This is a genomic window from Micromonospora sp. CA-248089 (assembly GCF_050948515.1).
GTDB lineage: Bacteria > Actinomycetota > Actinomycetes > Mycobacteriales > Micromonosporaceae > Micromonospora.
In genome coordinates, this window is sequence record NZ_CP192016.1 from 259,334 (window position 1) to 282,722 (window position 23,389).

Sequence of the window (23,389 nt, forward strand, 5' to 3'; positions counted from 1 at the left end):
CCCGGGTAGGAGGCGGACGATGCCGACGCAGACGGCGGCGGAGAAGCGGGCGCAGGCGCGGGAGGCGTACGACGCGTTCCTCGCCGGCTGCCCGAGCCGGCAGCTCCTGGACCGGATCTCCGACAAGTGGGTGGCGCTGATCCTGGCCGCGCTCGGCCGCGACGGCCCGGACCGCAACGCGGAGCCGCAGGTCATGCGCTACTCCGAGTTGTCCCGCCGGCTGGCCGGGGTCAGCCAGAAGATGCTCACCCAGACGTTGCGCTCACTGGAACGCGACGGCCTGGTCAACCGCACCGTGACGCCGAGCGTGCCGGTGACCGTCACGTACGAGCTGACCGACCTCGGCCAGTCGCTGCACCGGCTGATGTACGGCATGAAGCTGTGGGCCGAGGCGCACATGGACGAGGTGCACGCCAACCGCGAGCGGTACGACGCGGCCGCCCAGCACTGACCGGCCACGCCGGATTCTCCGAAACTTTCGGTCCGCGTCGCGCCTCTCTTCGCGCTTCGCTCTCATGGTCATGTATGGGCTCCCGCGCTGATCAGCCGGTTGAGTCCATGTTCGATTCGACATCGACATTGACCGATCGTGCCGTCGCGGATATCTTCCCAGGGAAGTTACCGGTACATCTTCGAAAAGTTTCAGGGCAGTGACGCGGGGGTGGGCGCACCGCCGGCTCCCACCCGCGTCCAGCCGGGCATCGCCAGCGCATCATCGTCCGATATGCAGAGGAGTGTCATGAAACATCTACCGAGGCGCAGCCACCGCGTGGTGCTGGCCGCCGTCAGCAGCGCGCTGGCCCTGGCCGGTGCTGCGCTCGTGGTGCCCAGCCTGGCCCAGGCAGCGGAGAGCACGCTCGGTGCCGCCGCCGCGCAGTCGGGCCGGTACTTCGGCACGGCCATCGCGGCGAACCGGCTGAACGACTCCACGTACAGCACCATCGCGGCGCGTGAGTTCAACATGATCACCGCCGAGAACGAGATGAAGCCGGAAGCGCTCCAGCCCAACCGGGGCCAGTTCAACTTCTCCTCCGGTGACCAGATCTACAACTGGGCCACACAGCGGGGCCTGAAGGTCCGTGGTCACACGCTGGCGTGGCACGCGCAGCAGCCGGGCTGGATGCAGAGCCTCAGCGGCAGCAACCTGCGTCAGGCGATGATCGACCACATCAACGGCGTGATGGCCCACTACCGGGGCAAGCTGGCCGCGTGGGACGTGGTGAACGAGGCGTTCAACGAGGACGGCAGCCGCCGCAGCTCGAACCTGCAGGGCACCGGTAACGACTGGATCGAGGTGGCGTTCCGCACCGCGCGGGCGGCCGACCCGTCGACGAAGCTCTGCTACAACGACTACAACATCGAGAACTGGTCGTACGGCAAGACGCAGGGTGTGTACAACATGATCCGGGACTTCAAGTCCCGTGGTGTGCCGATCGACTGTGTGGGTCTGCAGACCCACTTCACCGGCGGCAGCTCGTTGCCCGGCAACTTCCAGACCACGCTGCAGAACTTCGCCGCGCTCGGCGTGGACGTGGCGCTGACCGAGGTCGACGTCACCAACTCCTCGACCAGTCAGTACGCGGGTCTGACCCAGGCGTGCATCAACGTGCCGCGCTGCATCGGCATCACGGTGTGGGGCGTGCGTGACAGCGACTCGTGGCGCTCCAACGAGAGCCCGCTGCTGTTCGACGGCGGCGGCAACAAGAAGGCCGCGTACAACTCGGTCCTCAACGTCCTCAACTCCGCGTCGCCCAACCCCACGCCGACCACTACCGTGTCGCCGACCGCCGGGCCGACCGGCGGGCCGACCACGCCGCCGCCGACCACCGGCGCGAGCCGCATCGTCGGTAGCCAGTCCGGCCGGTGCATCGACGTACCGAACTCCTCGCAGAGCAACGGCACCCGGGTGCAGCTCTACGACTGCCACGGCCAGACCAACCAGCGGTGGACCTACACCTCCAGCCGGCAGCTGACCGTGTACGGCTCGATGTGCCTGGACGCCGCCGGCTCCGGCAACGGCTCGGCGGTCCAGATCTACAGCTGCAACGGGCAGGCGAACCAGCAGTGGAACGTCAACTCCAACGGCACCATCACCGGAGTCCAGTCCGGCCGCTGCCTCGACGTCTGGGGCACCGGCAACGGCCAGCAGGTGCAGCTCTACGCCTGCAACGGCCAGGCCAACCAGCGGTTCCAGCTCGTCGCAACGAGCTGATCCTCTCGTACGGAAAACGGCTCACCGTCGTGGTCTCGGCCACGGCGGTGAGCCGTTCGCGTTGTGCTCGCGCGCTGCCGGTGTCAGCCGATCAGCAACTCGGTGCGGTAGTCGGGGGCCAGCGCCGCCGCCCGGTTCCGGCGCTCGGCCTGCTCCTCCTCGGTGAGGGCCGGCGGCGGTGAGGTGGGACCGTCCACCCGGTCGCCCACCCGCAGGAAGTACTCGTCCTGCCCCGCCGGGGTGCACATGCAGAGCAGCCGCGCGGGCTGGTCGAACGAGTTGCGGAAGAAGTGCGGCGCGTTCGCCGGAATGTTGATCGTCTCCCCGGCCCGCGCGACTGTCTGCTCGCCCCGGAACGTGAACTCCACCGCCCCGTCGAGCACCGTGAACATCTCCTCGAAGTCGTGCCGGTGCGGAGGCGGCCCACCACCCGGCGGAACCCGCATGTCGATCAGGCAGTATCGGCCGGCCGTCTGCTCGCCGGTGACCAGGATCGTGTAGGTGCCGCCCGCGATGGCGAGGTGCGCCAGGGCGGGGTCGTCGGGACGGGCGTGGACGAGGGTACGGGTCGGATCGTCGGACGGAATAGCGGCCATCGACTCTCTCCATCATCGGATCGGCAAATCCGTACCCTTTTAGCCGCCGGGAGTGCCGTTAAACGCGGCACTCCCGGCGGCCGTCGTCGTCAGCCGCCGTTTGCCACGTAGATGGTGTACTGGGTGACATCGGTGTCCGTGCCGTCCGCCTTGTGACCGGTCACCGACAGGGTGTACGTCTGGTAGCTCTGCGTCGGCGTGTAGGTGATCGTCGCCTTCCCCTGGCTGTCAGCCGGCACCTCGGTCGACGGTCCGCCGTCGATCTGCCAGGTGAAGGACACGATCCCCGGGGTGCCGCCGCTGAACTCGAAGGTGCCGGGAACACCAGGACCGCCCGACCAGGTGCCGTTCGGATACTGCGCGCTCGCGACGTAGGGCGCGTTGCCGACAGTGAACTCGAAGTCCGTCACGGGCGAGAACTCCCCGCTCGCCGTACGGCTCCGCACGTGGATCGTGTTGGTGCCGTTGCGGTCGAACGGCACCGCGACCAGCGTCGACGTGCCCTCGGTGTTGGCCGGCAGGACCTGCTCCGGGCCGTCGTTGACGCGGTAGTGGTACTCGGTCACCTCGCCGAACAGCTGGGTGTGGAAGTGGAAGTATCCGGTCCAGCCGATCCCCACCCGCGACCAGTCGTACGTGCTGTACACGCTGACCCTGTTGTCCCGGACGCTGAAGGACGCGATCCGCAGCTCCGATTCGGTGCCGTCCGCGCCGACGCTCGTGACCCGTACGTCGTTGTAGCCCCACGAACCCGGCGTGTACGTGACGGTCGCGGTGCCGTCGGGACCGGCCGCGATCGTCTCCTCGTCGGCACCGTTCAGGGAGTAGCGATACGAGGCGACATCGGGCAGCCCCGGACGGAAGGTGAACGTCATGGGCCGGCCGACAACGGCGTCGCCCTCCGGTGCCCACGTGACCACGGGACCGGACCAGATGCGGAACGTGTGGGTCGCGGCGGGCGATCGGGTGCCGTCCGCCAGCAGCGCCTGGACGACCACCGCATTGTCGCCGGCGTGCTGCGGCGTGACGGTGACGTAGGCGTACGGGTTGCCTCCGCTGGACACGGTCTGCTCGGCGCCGCCGTCGAACCGGTAGACGAACCCGGTCAGGTTCGGCAGCCTGCTGTCGAATTCGATGCGCAACGGCACACCGACGCCGTCCCGGCGCGGCCAGCTGGTCAAGTCATGAGCGTAGGCGTTCGGACGGGGGTCGACGATGTTGAACTGATAGGTGGTTTCCATCGACGTGGAACCGTCCGCCTTCACCGACCGGACGACCATCGAGTGCCAGCCCGGCGTCGCCGTCCACGACAGCGCAGCGGTGTCGTCCTCGGCCGCCGCGACGGTCTTCCACTCGTCCTCGAGGTAGTACTGGTAGGCGACGACGTCGCTGTTGCGCGGGGTGAAGCGGAACGTGCCGACCTTGCCCGCGACCTGGTCGGTGTCCAGGTTGAACTCCGTCGACTCGACGTCGGGGGCGTCGGTGACCCAGACCTGCAGCGTCTCCTGCCCGATCAGCTTGTTCCGGGTGTAGCTGCGGACGGCCAGGTCGACCTGGCCCGTGGTGGTGAAAGTGACCGGACCGGTGGCCCTGCCGTCGACGGCCGGGAGGCGGACCTCCGCGCCGTCCTTGAGCTGGTACCCGAACGCGGTGGTCTCGGGCTTGGAAGCGATAAGGGTGATCGTGCTCGGCAGGCCGACACCGTTCACCACGACGTCGGCGTACGGCGCGGTCTCGGCGACCCGGAACCGGTAGTTCTTCTCGGGCCCGCGGTTGCCCGCCGCGTCGACGGACGCGACGTAGAGGTCGGTGCTGAACCGCAGCTTCGGGGTGTACTTCAGGATCCCCGTGCCGCCCGGGCGCCGGGCGGGAACCTGCCCGGAATACCCCCAGGAGTCACGCCAGAAGAAGGCGACCACGTCGCGGTCACCGGCCCCGTCGAAGCGGAACGTGCCCTCGATGCCGGTGCCACCGCCCGGGGAGTCGCCCTCCGGATACGTCCGCGACGAGACCTGCGGCGGATTCGCCGGAGCGGTCACGTCCATGACGATGTAGCAGGTCTTGCTCCACGGGCCCTGGTCGTCGTAGTCGCTGGCCCGGGCCTGCCAGGCGAGGACCGTGCCGTCGGCGTACTGGCTCAGGTCCGTGCCGTAGTAGTCGTGGAACTCGCGACGCTGCTCGGGGTGGTCAACCGGCCAGATCGCGTACAGCACGCTCGTGTAGTCGCCCTCGTCCCGATCGGTGGCGGTGGCCGCGAACACCGTGTTCCGCGCCGCCGGCGACGGCTTGGCGAGCGTTCCGCAGGGCCGGTCCGGGTACTTCAGTTGCAGGCCCGTGATCGTGGGGGGATGGTTCGCGCTGGCACTGAGCAGCGGCTTCGCGAAGGTGCGACCCGTCCGCGCGTCGGCTTCCTGCGCGGCTGCGACCCGAAGCTCCAGGGTGATGCTCTTCTCGCCCCGGCCCAGCGCCCCGTTGAGCGTGGCCGTCATGTCCAGGCCGAGGTAGCCCGGGCAGTAGGCACCGGCCCCGCGCGTGGCGGTCAGCAGCTTCTCGATCTCGGCCGGGGGACGCAGCCAGGTGGTGTTGTCCGTGACCGGGCGGGTCCGCCACACCTCGATGGTCGCCGGGGCCGAGCAGTCGGTGACCGTCTTCTCGACGGTGGACAGGTACGAGCTGTGGACGACCGTACCCTTCAAGCTGGTCAGGTCGTACGTGAAGTAGGAGCGGTAGGTGTGCGTCCGGTCGGCGTCGTCGCGCGACGTGCCGACCGGCGGGGTCACGTCCGCGTCGACGAACTTCGTCCTGGGGCTCTGCGAGTCGAGATAGGCCCAACTCTTCAGCGAGACGTCGTAGGAAGTGGCGGCCGAGGCCGGCGAGCCGACCGTCAGCCCGGCGGCGACGACGGCGAGGACCGTGATCGGGACAGCAGCTTTGAGGCGTTTCATGTGGACGCGTACCTCCCCCGTGGCGGCGCCTCCATCGACGCCGGCGGGCGTCATCGTAGCGAGGGAAATCCATGCGATGGGGGCCGGCTGACTGTCGACGTTTTGCCAGGACAACGCCGCTGTCGGCGTCGGCCGGTCGAGCCGGGTCGGCCTCGTGGTCCGGGCGATGCCCGGTCAGTCGACGGACCGGCGAGATCGGGCGGCGGGTTGGCGCAGCCCCGGGTGGACGCCGGCCGGGTTCCCGGTGTGCTCGGCGAGCCGTTGCAGGACGGCGACGAGCCGGGCGCGTTCACCGGCGTCGAGCGGGGCGAGGATCTCGGCCTCGTGCTGGTCGGCGAGCTGACGAGCACGGGGCAGCAGCTCGCGCGCGGCGTCGGTCAGGTGGATGGCGTGGGCACGACGGTCGCCGGGATGCCGCCGACGTTCGACCAGATGGCGCTGCTCGAGGTCGTCGAGCAGGCCGACCATGACCTTGCGGTGGATGGCCAGCGCGTCGGCGAGCTGTTGCTGGGTGTTGCCTTCGCTGCTCTCCAGGTGCATGAGCAGCCCGAAGTGGTTCGGCGCGATGCCCAGCGGTGCCAGCTGCGCGGCGAACGTCTGCGCGACGTGGAACCCGAGCTGTGACAGCAGGAAGTTTGCCCGGCCGGCCAGCGGCCGGTCGGCGCGTGGTGCGGAGTCGTCGTACACCCCGATATTGTACGGCCTAGTTATTGTCCGCTACGGTAACAGTCACTGCCACTCCGCATTTGGAGGATGTCGATGAGGGTGACCGTCTTCGGTGCGAACGGCCGCATCGGCAGCCACGTCGTGCGACAGGCGCTCGACCGCGGGTTCACCGTGACCGCTGTCGCCCGCCACCCGATCCACCCCGACCTGCGTCACAGGGCGCTGGAGGTCACGACGGTGTCGACACTCGACGACATCGACGCGCTGGCTCCCGTGGTGCGCGGCAGCGCCGCGGTCCTGTCCTGCGTGGGCCCGCGCGGCCGCCACGACGGACCCGTCGCCTCCACCGCCACGCGCGCGATTCTGGGCGCGATGCACGCCGAAGGTGTCCGCCGCCTCGTCGCGGTCAGCGCCGCTCCGGTCGGCCCGGCACCCGACGGGGACAGTTTCCTCAACCGCCGCATCCTTCTACCGGCCATCAGCGCGCTGCTCAAAGACCTGTACGCGGACCTGCGCGCCATGGAGGACGCGATGGCGGACAGCCCGGCGCAATGGACCGTCGTACGGCCGCCGAAGCTGGTGAACAAACCGCTGACCGGCCATTACCGCACCGCCATCGGCAGTAGCGTCGCGCGCGGCTACACGATCTCGCGGGCCGACGTGGCCCACGCCATGCTCGCCGCCGCAGACGATCCCGCGACCATCCACCGGGCGATCGGCGTCGCGTACTGACTTCTTGCGGACCTGCCCGCGAACGGCAATCCCGACGGAGGCACCATGCCCTATCCGCCACCCCGGTTCGCCGAACCGGAACCGTACGGATTCATCTACCTGGGCTTCCAGATCGAGCCCGTACAACGGTCACCCGTCCACACCCGTACCCCGCGCCGGCAACAGGCGGCGGCAGAACTGGTAGAGGCCGTTCCCGCCCTCGTGGACCGCGAGGACGTCGTGTCCGTCCGCATCTTCCGGGCGGTGTTCATCCCGCCACTGCCGGGCGCACCACGGTACGACCTCGCCATGCTGATCCGCACGAGGCGCGTGGACCAGCTGCAGACGGTGCGTACCTGTGACGAGGTCTCGGCCCTCGCCGGCGAGGAGATTCTCGCCGGCGTCAACGTGGCCCGGATCGGCGACACCGACGCCCGGACCGACGGCGCCTTCCTACTCAACCACTTCACCGCCGCGCCGGACACCGACGCCGAAGCCGTCTGGCGCTCGGTCACCGGCTGGTACACCATGAAGACCGGAGTCGACAACTCCACCGCCCTGCGGCCCGTCGGACCCTCGCCGTTCGCGCTCGTCAACTACGCGCGTCTGCCCGCCGGACCGATCCGTTTCCTGGCCGGGCAACTCACGCGCCCGAGCTTCCATCGCTTCGTACGCGCCACCCTCGACGCCCACGGGATGCGCGCCCTGCCGGCCGTCCACAAGCTCGTCCACACGTCGGCGTAACGCTCGATCGAAGGAGACTGCCGTGAGCTTCTCCCGCCTTGCCGGCATCGCCGGCCTGGGGTTCGTCGCCATCCTCGTCGTGGCGAACCTGCTGCTGACCACGGCGGGCCTGCCCACCCCGTCCGAAGCCGCGTCCCGCGACGAGATCACCGCGGTCTTCGCCGCCGGCGCCGAGCCGCTGCGCCTGGCCTCGGCCCTGCTGCCGTTGGCCTGGCTGCTGGCCACGATCTTCGCCGTCGGGGTGTGCGTGTGCATCGGACGTGACAGGCGGACCCGGACGGACCCGTGGTCCCTCGTCGGACTCGCCGGAGTGCTCATGCAGTCGGTCGTGTTCACCTGCGTCGAGGCCACCCGCCTCGCCCTGATCTCCGCAGCCCGGCACGACGGCGGCGTCGACGGCCTCTGGGGCTTGTACACCGCCCTGTTCGGCTTCAACCAGGTCTTCCTGGCGACCGCGCTGCTCGGGTTGTCCATGTTCGGCATCCGCACCGGCGCCATAGCCCGATGGCACGCCGGCACCGGCCTGCTCGCCGCGACGCTGCTTTTCCTCAGCGCGACGACCAGCCCGTACGGCGTCGGCAGCGTCAACCCCCTCGCCCTGCTCGGCCTCGCCGGGTGGCTCCTCTGGCTGGTGTGGATCGTGGCGTACAGCGTCATCCTGATCCGACGTGCACCCGAGCCGGCCGTTCCGCCCGCCGGGCCCGACGCAGTTGCCGCATCGAGCTATCGGTCGCCGTAGTGGTATCGGCAGGCGATGATCTCGACGTCGTTCTTGGTGATCCGATATACCAGCCGATGTTCGCGGTCGATTCGGCGGGACCAGAAGCCGGACAGCTCGCCCCGAAGGGGTTCCGGCTTGCCGATGCCCTCATATCCGTTGCGCATGACGTCGGTGATGAGGTCGTTGATGCGTTTGACCAGCTTGCGGTCGGTGTGGCTGAGGTACTGATTCCAGGCTGTCGCGGTGAAGACCAGCCTCACGCGACGTCCCGCACGGTCGCCGGGTCGATCAGCTCGCGCTCGGCGGCGTCGCCCTCCTCAAGCTCGGCGATCGAACGGCGCAGGGCTGCGGCGTTGGTCGGGTTGCGCAGGAGGTACTCGGTTTCCTTCATCGCCTCGTACTCGGCAAGCGGCACGATGACCACCGGTTCGTGGCCCGAGCGGGTCACCACCACTTCCTCGGCGTCGTTGATGACGCTGTCGAGTTCGGCGGCCAGGTTCTGGCGTAGTTGGGTGAAGTTCACGGTCCGCATGGCGACCTCCAGGGCAGGTACAGAAAATTGTACCTCTAGTGGGCGCTGGTGCCACACTCCTGGCCGATGCTGTCCTTCGCCGCTGTGCGCGTCGGGATCGCGGTTCGCGCCAGCCCACAAGATGTCGCTGACCTGCGGGAGAGTGGGCCGCCAGGGACTCGAACCCTGAACCTATGGATTAAAAGTCCACAGCTCTGCCATTGAGCTAGCGGCCCGTCGGCCCATCAGGTTACCTGATCACCCGCCGGACCGGTGGCTGCCAGCCAGTGCGCATGGCCGGTGCCGGAAGGGTTGCCCGAATCAAGCACAACGGCCCAGAGTGGTTAGTGGAGTGATGCCGAGATGCTGGCCGTCGGTCACGAGGATCCAAAGGATCTTACAACCAGGTGGGTAGCACAAGTTCGCCATCGCCGGACGTTGCCTCCCCACAGGGCGGCCCACTGCTGGTCGAGCGATCGCGGTCCGGCGGCGCGCTCGGGTTCATGGGTAGGGCTCTCATTGTTCGGAGGCTTCGTGTTTGCTGCCGGCCAGGCCGGGCAGGGCGATGTCGGCGACCGCGTACGGTGCGGGTCGCCACACCCCAGGAGGTAGGCTGATCAACGCCGAATCGGTCCAGGTAAATCTCTCGGTATCTGGCAGTACGGCTGACCCGATCTCGTGGGCAGTAGCCTCAAAGATGCCAGCAATGTGCGCTCGCTCAAGATGGGAAGCTACGAAGGCGCAGTTATTGAAGACCACTTGGGTCAGCACCCACTCGTCCGCGTAAATCTGGCTCTTGTCATACTCGTTGCGACTCAGATGGAAAGTGCCACGGCCGTTCTCGCTGCAGCCCTTGACCTCAAAGCGGAGCCTTGGAGGGCCGGTGAGTTCAATGTCGTAGCCAAACGCGTCAGAGATCTTCGCAACGTGCGTTGGATGTCTACCGTCAGCGCGCAGCGCTGCCAGCACGACAGCCTCGGCGGCGTCTCCGATGCGTTTGCGGACCTCCGTGTCGAGAGGGCCGTTCACTGCGCGGAAGACGTCAATGAGCATTTCGTCCAGCTCGGGATCGAGCCATTCCAGCGCACGTAGATCGGCGGTGGGGATGTACTCACGGGCAACGCCTTCGAGGGAAACCGCGATACGCAGCCAGGCGGGCGGATCGGTAATTAACAACACCCGGGCGACGTGACGTAACGTAACACTGTCGGCCGTGCCAGCGATCCCGACTAGCGGAGGCATCAGCACAATCGTTTCCGCCTGTTTCGCGAGCCCCGAAGCCAATAGGTGCTCGGCGGGAGTGCTCAGGTCGGTGGCGGCCGCTACGAAGGCACCGTGTCCCCGTGCGGCGTCGACCCATTCGGTGATGTTCCGGCGTGCCGTAAGGCGGGCGGCGTGGCAGAGCAACAGAACCGCATATGCCGCACCGCGCCTAGGTAACATCGAGCTGTGCCTTGATGTGTGACATGACAGCCTGAATGTCATCCGACGCTGCTGGCTGTTCAGGTGTGCCCTCGTCCGGCTCGGGCAGAGCGACACGTACTAATCCCGGGTCGTTCATCAGCGCGGAAAGCGCGACGATCTTCTCACGCAGCCGCACGTCGACTGTCTCATCAATGCTCTCCTCGCTGAGCAGCAGTGTAAAACGAGTTGTGACGTTCGCTGCTAGCCCGAGCCGATGGATCCGGTCCTGGCTTTGCAGGAAGTGGCCAGCGTTGAAGGTCCGGTCAAGGTAGATAGCGTGGTGACACCAGTGGTGCAAGCTGACACCTTCGCCGCATGCAGCCGGATTGGCCAGCAGGACGTGACAGTCTGGATCATGGCGGAAGCGGTTCAGCTCGGCCTCGCGTGTCACCGCCCCGGCTGGCGCACTGTCCCGCGATGGCACTCCGCCGTGTACAACGGCCGGATGGAAGCTGTCCAGGTGGGTGGCAAGAGATCGGATGTTGCGGACGAAGGTCGACCAAACGATGACTTTTTGGCCGCGGCTTCGAGCCTGCGCGACCGCCACCTTGACATACTCGTACTTCCAAGGCGTCTCGTAGTTGCGATAGTGGGAGAGCAATTCAGCGAGTGGCTCGCTGCCATCCAGAGCGAGCGGCGGGTGCAAGAAGCCCTGCTCGTCGGCCTCGTCGGAGCCGGCGACTAGCAGCATGGGGTTGGTCGCGGCCTCCAGTAGATACATGACCACCCGACCGAGCCGGTCGAAGTGCCGGCGAGCCGGACGGTCCAGCTCAAAGTCGCCGCGGTAGCGACCGACCAAAGCGTCATAGATCGCCCTCTGGATCGGGCTCATCGCTTGTGTAACCACATTGAAGGTGGTGGCGGGTAAGCCAAGGCGAGATTTGGGGGTGCGGACGAAGTAGCGCTGAATCGCCTTGGTGGTCTCGCGTAGCACGTCGTCATCACGGCCGGCCCGCTCGTTGTAGGCGCTGGCCGGCAGAATCCGTTGGTCCTGCCCGGGATAGAGGAAACGGATGAGTGCAATTAGGTCGAAAGTCCCCTGAGGTGCAGGGGTCCCAGTCAGGACATCGCGGCGTCGCGCAGCATAAGCGAGATCGAGCACTGCGCGGCCGTGTACTCCCTGCGCGCCGCGTTTGACCCGATGTGCCTCATCGAGGATCACATGCGTGGAGCGGCGCCCCACATAAGCGCGAACTCGATCGTAGTCGGAGGCGACGCGGTTGTAATTCGTCAGGAGGACCTCCACGTCGCTGTCGATTGTCGTGGCTCCGGCGTGGACGGTGATAGTGGGCAGGCGCACGAAACAGGCGGCGGCATCCTCTTGCCAGGCTTCGAAGGCGGCCAACGGGGCAATAACGAGGAGCTGTTCAACCTGGCCGCGGGCGCGGGCGAGGGCATGATTAGCTAACGCAACCGTGGTCTTGCCGGCACCGGGCACGGAGAAATCGGCACCATGCGGCAGTTGTTGGATCAGCGCGAGATTCTCTAACTGAAAATCGCGTAGCTCGCGGCGGAAGCCAGCCTCGGAAAGCTCGGCCGCGAGGGCTTCTGGGGATACCGGTCTAACACGGGCTGCGACGTCCTCGCGGCGTTTCTGGTCGCTGATGAGTGAACGCACTTGGTCTTGCAGTGTCGGACCGAGCTGCAGCTGCTCGTGGAAGATCGTCCGGGCCTCCCGCAGTGCCGCGAGCTCGGCGAGGAATACGTCGACGCGCACATCCATGCGATCAGTAGAGCCACCGACAATGCCGCGGGACATGGCTGCCTGCAAGCGGGCCCACGCACCGGCGACGGCCGGGGCCTGCCGCGTGACGACGACGATAGGGCGGCCCTGTTTGTAGAGCTCGGCGATGATCACGCAGCGCGGCCCTCGATTTCGTCCAGCAGCCCTTCAATTTCGGCGACCTTGCGGGCAAAGGTGTGCTCATCCCACTCTACCTGGGCGCGGGCCTTTGGGAGGTCCTTGAGAATCCGCTTCAAGCCGTTGATCACCTTGTCGGCATGGATGAGTGGCGCCTTGGTCGCCGACTGCTCTGCGGCCTCGTCCGCCGCTTCGTCGGCAACGGTGGTGATCGCGCCTCGCAATGAGCTGAGCACCTGGCGGGCGGACACCTTGTTGCCGTTGCCAAGAGGCAGGCTCTCGTCGGGCTTCCGAGCAGCGACCAGGCCCAGCAGCTCATTGAGGGGCTGCGCGGGCGGGTCGTCGCCGAGCAGGTCGTCCAGCAGGTCGTCGGTAGGCCCGGAATCTGTTGCGGATTGGGCGGCGTCGAGCACCGGCTTGAGCGCGGGATCACGCTCGATCTCTCGCTGGATGAGCTCGGCCGCGTCGGCTCGTTGCAGGTGCCGCAGCTTCCGGTACTCGACGTTGGCCAAGGTGCCGAGGAAATAGGCCGACCGTACGCTGTTCGCCTCGGCTGGCGGCTTGTTCCGAATGTGTCGGGCGAGTTCGGCGAACGCCGACTCGTTGTCGGTGAAGTCGACGTGCAGGCGTGCACCCTTGGCCAGGTCGACTAGCTGGTGCACTTGCTGGAGCTTCTCGTGCAGGTCCCGTACCTTCGCTACGTCGCGGTGCATGCGGCGGGCGACACGGGCGAAGTCTTTGCCCTCGCGGTCGTAAAGCTCCTCGATCAAGAACGCCTCGTTGATCCAGGAGTAGTCCTGCTTGAAGTCGCGCGCGATCTGAAGCTCGGCCTCAAGGTCGACTAGCTCGTCAGGTTGGGCATCGTCCGGAAGGATGAGGCACTGGACGTACCGCGCCTTAAGCCAGTCATCGTCCTGATAGAGCGAGCGCAGGGCCGCGGCGCGCCGGTTTCCATTGATCAGGACGCCCTCGGCGGTGACGATGGCGGGCTCTTGCTGCCCGCGCTCTCTCAGGTCCTCCTTGAGTTCTTTGAAGCCCTCCTGGCTGGTCAGGATGCGGTATTGCGCGTCCTGGGCAGCCGGACCGAGCGGGTCGGCGGTGAATAGGTCTGGCTGGCCAGCCAGGTGAACTTCGCGACGCTGTTCAGCTTTGGTGCGATGGTTGAGCGTGGAAAAGCGCACCCAGGTGACCTCGACCTCGACCTGCGGAAGCTCCTTCTGCTCGCGCGGCCAGGCCGGGACCGTCACAGGCCGGATGGGCTTGCGCGCCTGAAGCATTGCCACTCGATCCTGGTCAAGCATCGGGTTGGGCAAACGAATCATCTCCTGTAAGCGGTAGAGTTGCCGACGCCGAACCTAGCCGATATGACGGTGCGGATTCCGCCGACCTTCCGCTGGAATCCGACGTGTCCGACGTACGCTGGCTGTGTTTGGTCGTCCATGCCGAAGAGACTGAGCAGGATGCCGGGGAAGACGCGTTGCTGCCTTCCCTCCCAATTCAGGCTGGCCGCATGCGAGTCGCTGTCGGGCGTGACGTACACACAGGGCGGCGGAACCAGTTTTCCGCCGATCTGCACAGCTCGGTCCTGTTTCGGGCAGAGGCGTATGGGTGTACCGCAGAGGTGATTGTGGAAGATGACGCCGTCGACTGTCCGGTCCGTCGAGTCGAAGAAGCGGCTGCGCATCCTCTGAATTCCCTTGACGACGTGCTCGCCGGGCTCAGCCTTCAGGCTGTCGCACAGCCACCAGAGGTAGGCCTCACGAGCCCAATCTGGCACTGACCAGCGGACGCTGCTGTGCGCCCCGTCCGGGCAACCCTTTTGAATGATAGCTATGTCGCCGAATTCCGGCACCGCGAGCCGGTACACGGTGTTATCGCCGTACCGAGGTCTGGTGACGCCATTCACCAGGCCTGTATCCTGTAGCGCCTGAAGGATGTCGACAAGGAACTGGCGGCGGTCGGTGTTGCCCGCGCTCATGCTGCCACGCGCCGCTTCGATCGCCGCCGGCAGGGCGTCGCGGTACTCCTCAGCAGTTAAGCCGTACCGGGCGAGGACATCACGTTCTGCGACAAGATTTTGAACGAGGTCCTGCACCCTTTGCACGACCGCTGGCGGCGGCGCCCCCGCGTGGCGGCAGGGCGCGGCCTCGTCGGGTAACACTGTCTTCAGTCCTCCCTCGTGCCCGGCCTAGTCACTCCGTCAGCAGCCGTTGGGCGATACGTACCGGATTGCGGTCCAATTCGAAGAGATCGCCTTGCTCGATTCGGTAGCCGAGCTCGTCGGTGACCCAGCTCGCGACGCGGTGATGTTGGGGCGTGCATAGCTCTGGCTCTGAACGCCACAGCGGGTGTCGCAGGATGACTGCCTTGCGGCTGCCCGTGTGAGCTAGCACTGCGATTCCCTCAACCTCATGCTGCTGGATTCCCAAGGAGGTAAAGGAACTCATGAAGCCGGCGACCAGCGGCCCGGTTCGGCCCAACCACCGCTCCCAGTTGACGGGGCGGCCCAGCCCAAGCTCGGCCATGTCGAGGGCCAGCCGCCAGTCGAGCGCACCGTGGATCCGCTGGTTATCGAAGGAGCGCAGGCAGTCCGGGCATGAGGCGGTGCACTCCGTAGCATGGCACCGGCTGAGCCACATCGCGCCCAGGTCATCGAGGGCGCCTTCGAGTACCTTCCTGAACAATTGGGGATCACCGAGCAGCGTCGCATACCCAGCGCCGTTCTCAAGTGCGTCGGCGAGGAACACTCGGTGCACCTGAACGCCGCCGATTCGGACAGGCTGCAGTCCCGCCGACAACTCGTTCGGGTCGATGTCCAGCTCGGCCTGCACGCCGCGGCGTAGCACTTCTGCAAACGACCACATTGCCGGCAGGCCAGCGGGCAGCACGCCCGCGTCGGTCGGCACGACGCCACCGGGAATGTCCAAGTCACTGGCGGTCACAACCAGCACATCGGTTTTGCGGACCTCGCCGATTGCGGCGTCTATGCGGTGTCCCTGGGTAGCCGGCAGCTTGACATCGTTACTGTAGAGCGAGCTGTCCTTCACGACGATCGACCGGCCGGCCGCCTCTTCCATTGGAAAGAGCCGGCCCAGGTTGTCATTGACGCGCAGGATGTCGGCCAGTTCGTATACCTCGATACGCAGGGCCTCAACCGTCCCCGAACGGTGCGGGTTGGATGCGACCCCCAGCTCGGGAAAGCCCATGACCGCCACCGTCTCGCCGTCGACGTCGTAGTCGCGCGCATGGTAGTCGGTGCGGAACCCGAGCGGCTGGAACATCACAAAGGTGATGACCTCTCCCTGGCAGGCAGGGCACGGCCGCGTGTCCACTCCCACCGATGTGCGACCGCAGTTCTGACACTTGCTAACATCGATTGGCTTGCCCAGCGGGTCCACAGGCAGCACTCGTGGCCCTTTGACTTCGTACGCGGCGAAGCCCACGGCCGTGTGAATCTCACCGTCGCGGATGACCTCCGCGCCGGGCACAAAACTTGCCACCGCCATGTCCAGGGACCTGTCGGACACCACCAGGCTCGTGAGGTCACGCTTGTCTTTGGGGTAGCCCTTGTAGAGGTTGCGCACGCGTGTGGGAAAGCCGAACATCGGCAGGACGCCCGCGTTGGCCAGCACCTCGCTCAGTTGATCCTGCTGGTAGAACGGGTTGCTCAGCGCAGCATCGATGTCTGATACGAGGTCGAGACGGGCCCAACGTTCCAGTTCTGCTATCTCTGCCGCGGTCATGCCGGTGCGCACGGTAAGCGCCGCGACAACCTCCACCACGTCGGGCGCATGGTCGAGCCACAGCTTGACCTGCGGCCGATAGGTGTCGGTCCACTGGTCGCGAAGGCCGAAAATGCCGTGGATGCTGTCGCGGGTCCGCACTGGTGAGGGCATGCATACCGAAAAGGCCCGGCGCAACAGCTCAGCCGCCACTACGCGACGGGCGATGCGAGTACGTTCCAAATCGAGGAACGGCTGTGGTGGAACGTCGCCGGTCATCCTCTCGGTGGCGTTGAAGTAGTAGTCGTCGTGGGTGCGGGAGCGGGCGACCGTCAGAGCGTACGAGTACGGCTGTCCCTGGCGTCCGGCTCGGCCGACACGTTGCTGGTAGTTGAACCTCTGTGGCGGCATATTGGCCATGACTGTTGAGCGCAGCGAGCCAATGTCGACCCCGACTTCCATCGTGGTCGTCACGCTGAGTACGTCCAGCGGTGTCGTTAACCGGTTCTCAAGCGGCTGTTTCAGCAACGCCTCCTTGAACCAGCGTTGACGCTGTCGCTGGACCTTCAAGGGCTTGGTCTGACCGGTCAGCTCGGCAACGGTCATCCGCCGCGGTTCCAGCCCCGCGAGCCACGCGTAGTAGTCTTGCTCCTGTTCGCCGGCCTCAAGCCTCTCCAAGCCTTGGTAGTGGCACCCGCGGGCGGCGCACACCCCTGCCGAACCGTGCAAGTGACGATAACTGCACCGGCGGCATACCCAGACCGCCGCCCCGGCTCTCGTCAGCAAGAACGGCGCTTCCACACTGTCCACGCGCAGCCCCCATTCGGGTGCCACCCGCCCGCTGATCTCGCGGCTCACCCACGTTTCCAGAATGCCGGAGCCAGCCAGGCCATGTTCTTTGGCGACAGCCTTCAGGTAGCCCTTTACTGAACCCGGCATGTCGAATGCGGGTGTGAAGTATTTGTTGCCCGCATAACGACCCTGAATGCCGAGGATCCTGATGACCGATCGGAGGATCTGCAGCGCGACGTCCTCGGCGACGCCGGCATCGTGCAGTTGGGGATTGCGCGGCTCCACCACCACCAGGCCGGTGGACTCCAAGTCGCGGGCGGCACGGTCGAACACCGCCTCGGCCATCGCCGTGGCCAGTTCCCGACGGTAGCGCTCGTAGCCCTTTATCTGGATCTCCGGGTGCAGCGGTGTCCAGAGATCTGGCTCTGGCGGATCGTATACCCGGTACCAGGGCTCGCCCTGCCACGTCTGCATCGATGCACCCGGTCCGGCAGGGTGGATGCCCCGCTGCACCATGGCCTCCTCAAGCCGGGTGGCGGTGACCGACCACGGCAGCTGGGCGGTTGCTCTACTCGCCCGGTACGCCGCAATCAGCGCATCCGTCTCGGGCGGAGCGACACCCAACGCCGCCTTCTTCACCAGCGCCTGGAACAGCTCGGGATGCTCGCTTTGCATGGCGACAAAAGCCGCCTGCCCCGCCGGCGTCGGCTTACCGCTGAGCATCCCCAGCACGGCATCGACAGCGTCGATTTCGGGCTGCTCCAGCTCATGTCGGATGAGCTGCCGCACCAGGTCGCGGTGATGGTTCTTGGCCACGCCGGCGGCGGTGCGGGCTGCGTCGTCGCGGCTGTCGGTGAAGAGGATGGTGCGCGATTCGGCGGCGGTCGTGCCCATGCTGCGGAACAACTGGGCGAGGTAGAGCTGGATCGACTGTGACTGGCCGGATCGGTGCCCTCGGATCGGCGACCGAACGATGCCGCGCCAAAATTTCTGCAGATCGTTGTTGACGTTCTGGGCGCCGCAGCGGGGGCACCTCTCCGGGAGCGCGGGTGCCTTGGCTCTGGTCTCCCCCATCGGGCTGACCCGGAGGACGTAACCGGTCGGGTTATGGGAGTCCTCGACGATCAGCGCGGACATCGGATCCAGCCGCGCCTGTGTAAACGAGAAGTTGATCTCACGCCCCTTGGCGCCACTGCCCTCGAGCTTGTGCTTCCAGGGCTTGCCTTCGGCTTTCTTGTCCGGCTCGGGCCAGTACCAGATGTACTCGCCGTGCGCCCGGCGGTTGACCGGGCGGGTCTGGTCCGACGGAACCTTCTCGGCCAACGAGCCGAGGGCGAGGATCGGCGGGTTGGTCCCGGGCAGGCGGTCGATGACGTAGCCGCCCAGGCTGATTTCGCCGCAGTCGAAGCAGTACAGCACCTCAAGAACCCGCCCCCCGCAGGGGCACGTCGTGGCCGGCCGGCTGTACAAGCGGCCGATCTTCCGTCCGGCGTACGCGTGCTCGGGGCGCACCTCGCCGCAGGACGAGTTGGCGCAGGCCCACAGCCCGCTGGCGGTGCGGACGAACATGTGCGCGCGTAGTGGGATCATGGCCGGGTCGTCCCAGGCTTCCGACGCGGCTTCCATCACGAGATCGAATGCCGCGCTGTCGCCGTCGGCAGGTGGTGGCTCGGCGAAGAGGCGGCGCTGGATGTCAGGGAGTCTGGTCGCCCGTGTCGGCGCCTCCGGGTGGGCGCGACATGCAGCGGCAATGGCTTCCGAAAGCCGGTACTCGGCGGCCAGGGCGCTGAGCGCGACCGCGCGTTCGACCCCATGGGCGGGAAGGGTTTGGGCGTGCTTCTCGAATGCGGCGCGCGACAGCAGCTCACGGGTGGGGATTGCTCGGGGCTGGCCGGCGGTGAGGAGGAAGCTGGACCGGTCAACGCCGAAGAACTCCTCCAGGTAACCCCGGCCCTTGCCGTCGTCGGTGATTGAGGCGCTGGTAGCCAGGCAGCGTAGCTGCGAGGAATTCGCGTCCAGGCCGAGCCGTGACAGCAGGTTGCGGACCACCATGGCGACCTCGCTGCCCTGCGTGCCGCGGTACAGGTGCATCTCGTCAACGACGATGGTGAAGGTGTTCTGCTCGTCGGAAGCGAGCCAGTCCGCGGTGTCGGCGAATATCGGCTGCTCGATGTCGCGCATCAGCATTGCGTTGAGCATGGAGTAGTTGGTGACCATCAGGTCTGGCGGTGAGGCGACCATGTCCCAGCGAGTGGTCATCTCCCCCTGCCGGGGATCGGCGAACTGAGCGAGCATCTGCTCCACGGCGTGTTGGTCGGAGCTGTCCGCGTACGCGCTGGCCAGCTGGAGGAAATCCTGGGCTGCGCTCCTGATCTCGGCGGCGGCCTCGCGTACCTTGTCTTTGTCCTTAGGCCCTGGTAGGTCGCCGGAACCGGCGGTGGCGCCGGTGTAACGGCCGAACCACAGCGGTGACACCTCGCCGGTCGCCGCAATCCGGCGTAGTGCGCGGCGCAGCCTGGAGACTTGGTCCTCGACTAGCGCGTTGGTGGGGTACAGAACGACGGTGCGTAGCGCCGCAGGTCGGTTCTCCGGGGCGCGTAACGGCCGCCAGCTGAGGGCGCTGTCAGTGGCTTCCCACCAGCGGTCCGGTTCAGGTTGCTGAGACCAGGTGAGTGCCTCCTGAACCAATCGGGCGAGTACGGGCAGCAGAAAGGACTCGGTCTTGCCGGATCCGGTGCCGGAGGTGACGATCACGTTGTGCGGCTCGCCTGCTGAATTACTCAACGATCGGATGAGCGCCTCGGCCTGGTGGCGGCGCAGCATCATCTGTTGCCCCGGCTGGACGAAGTCGCCGAACAGCGCCTCGCCGACGATGCGTGCCGCAACCGGGTCCAGGCCAGCCTGCTGCGCCGCCTCGGCCAATGGATAGTCGGCGTCGTAGGGCACCACCGGTTCGAGCAGCACGTCGGTAAACAGCAACCCGGGTGCCTCCAGCAGCCGCCGGCGCTCCTCGCGCAGTGGCTTATCGCGCAGCCAGTAAGCCGTGTCGAAGTATCGCAGGTATGCGTCCTGCAGCTCTCGATAGACCCGAGTCGGCATCGGGAAACGCGGCCTTGGCGTGGCGGCGTCGTTCTTCGACATAACGGTCCTTATCTCGGTGCGGCAGAGGGATCAGCTCGTTAGGCGTGCGGTCAGCATCTCGGCGATCTCAGGAGGCACGCCGTGGTAGCGCAGTACCCGTAGCCGCCTGATTCTGCGGGGCGGGCGACCGGCACAGAGCACCGCGGCGCGGCCATACAGCCCAGGAAGCTCGGCGCCCAGTGGAACGTCGAGGGCGCGTTCCTCCGGTCGGAAGGCCAGCAACGGGCGGCCAGCCTGCAGAGCGGCGAGATGCTTGACCAGATTTGCGGTGCCGAGACGTGCGGTACCAGCGGCGACGTCCTGGGCGTCGCGGAACACATACGTCTTGCCGAAGGACTCCAGCGCGTACGCGCCGGAAGCATCGGGCCGTATCTGCGTCACCCAGGTAGCAGAGCCGAGGTGGAACTGCTGCACGCTGCGCGCTCCGGGCATTGTTACCCGGGGCAGCGTGCTCAGCACATCGCTAAGCCCGGGTGTGGCACCGAGGATCGCCGTCGCCGGCGCGGCCGCAACAGCGACTCCGAGCTCGGCTGCCAGCTTGTGAACCTGGTCGACGGGCAGCCCGCGCAGTACCCGTCGGCTCGGGCCCTCCGCGTCGGGTTGTACGTCAAGGCGTCCTGGTGTGCCGAGGACCCAATCCTTGACGGCGTTCACGTACCCGGCGGGCCAGTAGCCGACTAGCAGATACGAGCCATCGACAAGCGCAGCCATTGCGGACGGAGCAATTTCCCAGTCATGTGGTTCGAGGGTTTGGGGGTCGCGACGGATCTGTATGTGGCCGAGCGACTCCAGCGTGTGTGCGAAAACGTGAGCGAACAGCAGGGAGCCCTCGATCTGTAACGCAACCCGCTCGAAGGAGGAGTAGGCGCCGCCGCCGGCGTGCATCAGGGCGTCGAGGCCAATGTCCCAGGTCAGCTCGCTCGGCTGCACGGGTGCTACGTGGTGCACGTCCACGTGGTACCGGGCCTCGAGGCGGTCACGCGCCTTCTTGCGGGCTTCGGCTGCCCAAGGCGTAGTCGGGAATCGCTTGACCAGGCCACAACGCAGGCAGGTGCCTTCGACGGCAAGCGCCTTGCTCCCGGCGTACGGCAGCTTCCAATGGTGTGCCGGGGTGACCAGACAAGAGTTCGGGTCAGGCACCGCTAGCATAGCCTCGGGCAGGGCCGAGCCGGCTGCCGGCCGTGGCTCCGTCCACCACACGGCCTGAGGCGCTGGGTAGCGCGGAGCGACATCCTCGCCCATGACGATGGCACCGTCGACAACCGCTGCGGATTCCCCGGCGTACTCGTCCGCGCTGAGCACCCCCCACCCCTGTCGAGCTCTCGGCAGGTAGGTGAGTCGGGTCGCGCGCGCCCATAGCGCCAGGTCGACGTAGTCGCCGGAGCGTAGGAAGAAGGGCAGTCGCTGGGCGGGATCCTTCGACCGGTTGACGAACACCAAGGCCTCGTAGTCGCCCTCGACAAGATCGGCGTCTGCGAGCGGGAACACCAGGGCAGCGTCGTCCGACTCGCGAGTGGCGACCACGTGGTCGATGGTGATCGGCGTGGCGTCGTCGAAGGCGTCAAGCGCATCGGCGTCCTTGCGGATGATCTCCAGCTTGATGTGCTCCGCGGCCACAGTCACGGCTCGCAGCTCAGGGGGGGCGTGCACGGCATACTTGCGCATCCGGCCGGGCAACTTCATTCCTCCCGCGAGGGTGAGTTGCGACGAGACCGAGGGCTGCAGCACGTTGAGATCGTCACGCAGTTTGGCGCGGGCCTCGGGCGCAAGCAGGCCTAGTAACTGAATGTCAGCAAACATGGTCCAGTTAGGAGGCACACCTTCTTGACCTCCAGGGACCCGCCGGTAGCCGGGTCGAGCAACCTGGGCGAGCAGGCTCTCGACCTCGTCAGCGAGCCGATCGAACGCGAAGACGAGCCCGTCCTCCGCGAGTTGCAACCGCTCGACCTCAACGAACTGCCCGAGCGCTTCGTCCTTGCGCATCGGCAACACCTGACGCGGGCGGCGCAAGACGGGAGGCGCGCCGTCGGCACCGTCCAGGCGCAGGACTCCGTCGAGAATTGAGCTGTAAGACAGTTCCGCCGGCCGGTGCAGGCGGTGCCAGCCATTGACGTCGGGTACGAAGTCGAGAACCGGCTTCTGCGAGCCCACCGCGCTTACGACCTGCATGCGCCGCGGCTCGTGGTGGCCGGGCAGCTTGACGACCAGGCTGAATTCGAGATTGCGGCCGAACAGGTTCGAGCGGATTAGAGCGACCAGTCGGGCCTCGCCGCAGTGTGTGCCGGCCGGTGCCCGGGGAGAGGTGTCGCGGTCGTTGCCGTCCCAGGTCTGTAGCTCAAGCGCGACGACGGTGGCGATCCGCTCTCGTGCGGCGGGCTGCCGAGCCCACAAGGTGGCCAGGTTTCGGCTGATCGGTGAGGGCTTGCGTCGCATCCAATCGTCGAGGTACGGCTCAATCTCGCGGGGTGTGACCTCTCGACCCGGGTCCAGGCCATAGGTGGCAAAGAACCGGGGAAGCTTGCCCCGGTCGTGTTCCCGTACCAGTGCCTGCGACATTGACAGCCCGACGTAGCGGTGCGAAAGTGCCACCGCCGACGGCAGTCCCCGCATGCCGTCCAGGCCGGTTAGCCAAAGGCCGAGCACGCTCCAGAACAGCTCGACGTGCTGCCGGTACTGGGTGGCCAGGCGCTCCTTCTCCTGCGGATCATGGATCCGCAGGAGCTGTGCGAGAGGGCCGAAATAGTTGCTCGCCGCCATCGTGTTGTCACTGCCCATGCGTTCCGCGGCCATGCTGAAGACGGCAAGCAGCGTCAGCACGGGCGGGGCGGGTAGGTCCGCCCGTTCGTCACGGGGGGTGCCGTGCCATCGGCGTAGCCATTCCCGCGTGTGCCGCAACGGCAGGCCGAAGATGTCGCTGTAGCGCGACTGCAACGACAGCACCCCGACGACCGAGCGCGCTAACGAGTCCCACACCTTGTCGGTGGACAGTCGCAGCCGATGCCCGATACGTGCCAGGGTGTCCTCGTCAAAGTCCAGGTAGACCGGCAGCCCTGCAGCGTCCTGGGTGAAAAAAACGTCGGCGATGGCTCGGTTGAAGGCGCTGTAGTGCCTCCATCGATCTACCGGCTGAGGTTGCATGTGCTGACCAGCTATCGCTTCGTATCGGCAGAGTCAAGTCTCGCAGAGTAAAGGAAGGGTCGCGCTTCGAACAAGCGATGTCCTTCGACGTGTGCGTTCCGAACTGGAGGCGCCAACATTCGACACCTTCCTTAGCGGAACATTAAGCCATGTAACGCTCCGACG

Annotated in this window: 16 protein-coding genes and 1 tRNA gene; 5 read left to right on the top strand and 12 right to left on the bottom strand. The window is 66.6% G+C overall.

Annotation, left to right across the window (positions count from 1 at the left end; translation table 11 throughout):
• The first annotated feature begins 19 nt into the window (after window positions 1-19).
• The gene (locus ACQP26_RS01340; RefSeq protein WP_433494719.1) at window positions 20-451 is read left to right on the top strand and encodes a winged helix-turn-helix transcriptional regulator; all 432 of its coding nucleotides are present in this window, start codon (window positions 20-22) and stop codon (window positions 449-451) included.
• A 288-nt stretch (window positions 452-739) separates the two neighbouring features.
• Window positions 740-2,212, top strand: coding sequence for an endo-1,4-beta-xylanase (locus ACQP26_RS01345; RefSeq protein ID WP_433494720.1), 1,473 nt, complete (start codon window positions 740-742; stop codon window positions 2,210-2,212).
• A gap of 83 nt (window positions 2,213-2,295) precedes the next feature.
• Here ACQP26_RS01345 and ACQP26_RS01350 read toward each other — a convergent pair whose 3' ends face one another.
• From ACQP26_RS01350 to ACQP26_RS01360, 3 genes are all read right to left on the bottom strand, one after another.
• Complete coding sequence (locus tag ACQP26_RS01350; protein WP_269702983.1) at window positions 2,296-2,808, bottom strand: cupin domain-containing protein; 513 nt, start codon at window positions 2,806-2,808, stop codon at window positions 2,296-2,298.
• An 89-nt stretch (window positions 2,809-2,897) separates the two neighbouring features.
• Entirely contained in the window at window positions 2,898-5,753 is a 2,856-nt protein-coding gene (locus tag ACQP26_RS01355) for a hypothetical protein (RefSeq protein WP_433494721.1), read from the bottom strand.
• Between the two features lie 174 nt (window positions 5,754-5,927).
• The gene (locus ACQP26_RS01360) at window positions 5,928-6,440 is read right to left on the bottom strand and encodes a MarR family winged helix-turn-helix transcriptional regulator (protein ID WP_269702980.1); all 513 of its coding nucleotides are present in this window, start codon (window positions 6,438-6,440) and stop codon (window positions 5,928-5,930) included.
• Between the two features lie 72 nt (window positions 6,441-6,512).
• Here ACQP26_RS01360 and ACQP26_RS01365 point away from each other — a divergent pair, with 72 nt between their 5' ends.
• Genes ACQP26_RS01365 through ACQP26_RS01375 form a run of 3 tightly spaced genes read left to right on the top strand, consistent with a single transcriptional unit; the run spans window position 6,513 to window position 8,613 of the window.
• The gene (locus tag ACQP26_RS01365) at window positions 6,513-7,151 is read left to right on the top strand and encodes an NAD(P)-dependent oxidoreductase (RefSeq protein WP_269702979.1); all 639 of its coding nucleotides are present in this window, start codon (window positions 6,513-6,515) and stop codon (window positions 7,149-7,151) included.
• Between the two features lie 45 nt (window positions 7,152-7,196).
• The gene (locus tag ACQP26_RS01370; protein ID WP_433494722.1) at window positions 7,197-7,874 is read left to right on the top strand and encodes a hypothetical protein; all 678 of its coding nucleotides are present in this window, start codon (window positions 7,197-7,199) and stop codon (window positions 7,872-7,874) included.
• 22 nt (window positions 7,875-7,896) lie between these two features.
• Window positions 7,897-8,613: a hypothetical protein gene (locus ACQP26_RS01375; RefSeq protein ID WP_433494723.1), complete on the top strand. Its 717-nt coding sequence runs from the start codon at window positions 7,897-7,899 to the stop codon at window positions 8,611-8,613.
• Here the strand turns inward: ACQP26_RS01375 and ACQP26_RS01380 are convergent.
• From ACQP26_RS01380 to ACQP26_RS01420, 9 genes are all read right to left on the bottom strand, one after another.
• Window positions 8,598-8,855, bottom strand: a complete 258-nt coding sequence (locus ACQP26_RS01380; RefSeq protein WP_433494724.1) for a Txe/YoeB family addiction module toxin — start codon at window positions 8,853-8,855, stop codon at window positions 8,598-8,600. The genes ACQP26_RS01375 and ACQP26_RS01380 overlap by 16 nt on opposite strands.
• The gene (locus ACQP26_RS01385; RefSeq protein ID WP_433494725.1) at window positions 8,852-9,127 is read right to left on the bottom strand and encodes a type II toxin-antitoxin system Phd/YefM family antitoxin; all 276 of its coding nucleotides are present in this window, start codon (window positions 9,125-9,127) and stop codon (window positions 8,852-8,854) included. The genes ACQP26_RS01380 and ACQP26_RS01385 overlap by 4 nt, the downstream gene beginning before the upstream one ends.
• A gap of 143 nt (window positions 9,128-9,270) precedes the next feature.
• A tRNA-Lys gene (locus ACQP26_RS01390) sits at window positions 9,271-9,342 on the bottom strand.
• A 280-nt stretch (window positions 9,343-9,622) separates the two neighbouring features.
• Window positions 9,623-10,513, bottom strand: a complete 891-nt coding sequence (locus ACQP26_RS01395; protein ID WP_433494726.1) for a DUF3883 domain-containing protein — start codon at window positions 10,511-10,513, stop codon at window positions 9,623-9,625.
• A gap of 25 nt (window positions 10,514-10,538) precedes the next feature.
• Window positions 10,539-12,428, bottom strand: a complete 1,890-nt coding sequence (locus tag ACQP26_RS01400) for a DEAD/DEAH box helicase (protein ID WP_433494727.1) — start codon at window positions 12,426-12,428, stop codon at window positions 10,539-10,541.
• Window positions 12,425-13,708, bottom strand: coding sequence for a ParB N-terminal domain-containing protein (locus ACQP26_RS01405; protein WP_433496069.1), 1,284 nt, complete (start codon window positions 13,706-13,708; stop codon window positions 12,425-12,427). Before ACQP26_RS01405 ends, ACQP26_RS01400 begins: the two co-directional genes overlap by 4 nt.
• Window positions 13,709-13,749: 41 nt before the next feature.
• Window positions 13,750-14,592, bottom strand: a complete 843-nt coding sequence (locus ACQP26_RS01410; protein ID WP_433494728.1) for a hypothetical protein — start codon at window positions 14,590-14,592, stop codon at window positions 13,750-13,752.
• A gap of 31 nt (window positions 14,593-14,623) precedes the next feature.
• Window positions 14,624-20,086 carry a DEAD/DEAH box helicase gene (locus ACQP26_RS01415; RefSeq protein WP_433494729.1) on the bottom strand — a complete coding sequence of 1,821 codons (5,463 nt, stop codon included), beginning with the start codon at window positions 20,084-20,086 and terminating at the stop codon, window positions 14,624-14,626.
• A gap of 30 nt (window positions 20,087-20,116) precedes the next feature.
• Complete coding sequence (locus ACQP26_RS01420) at window positions 20,117-23,224, bottom strand: hypothetical protein (RefSeq protein WP_433494730.1); 3,108 nt, start codon at window positions 23,222-23,224, stop codon at window positions 20,117-20,119.
• Between the last annotated feature and the right edge of the window lie 165 nt (window positions 23,225-23,389).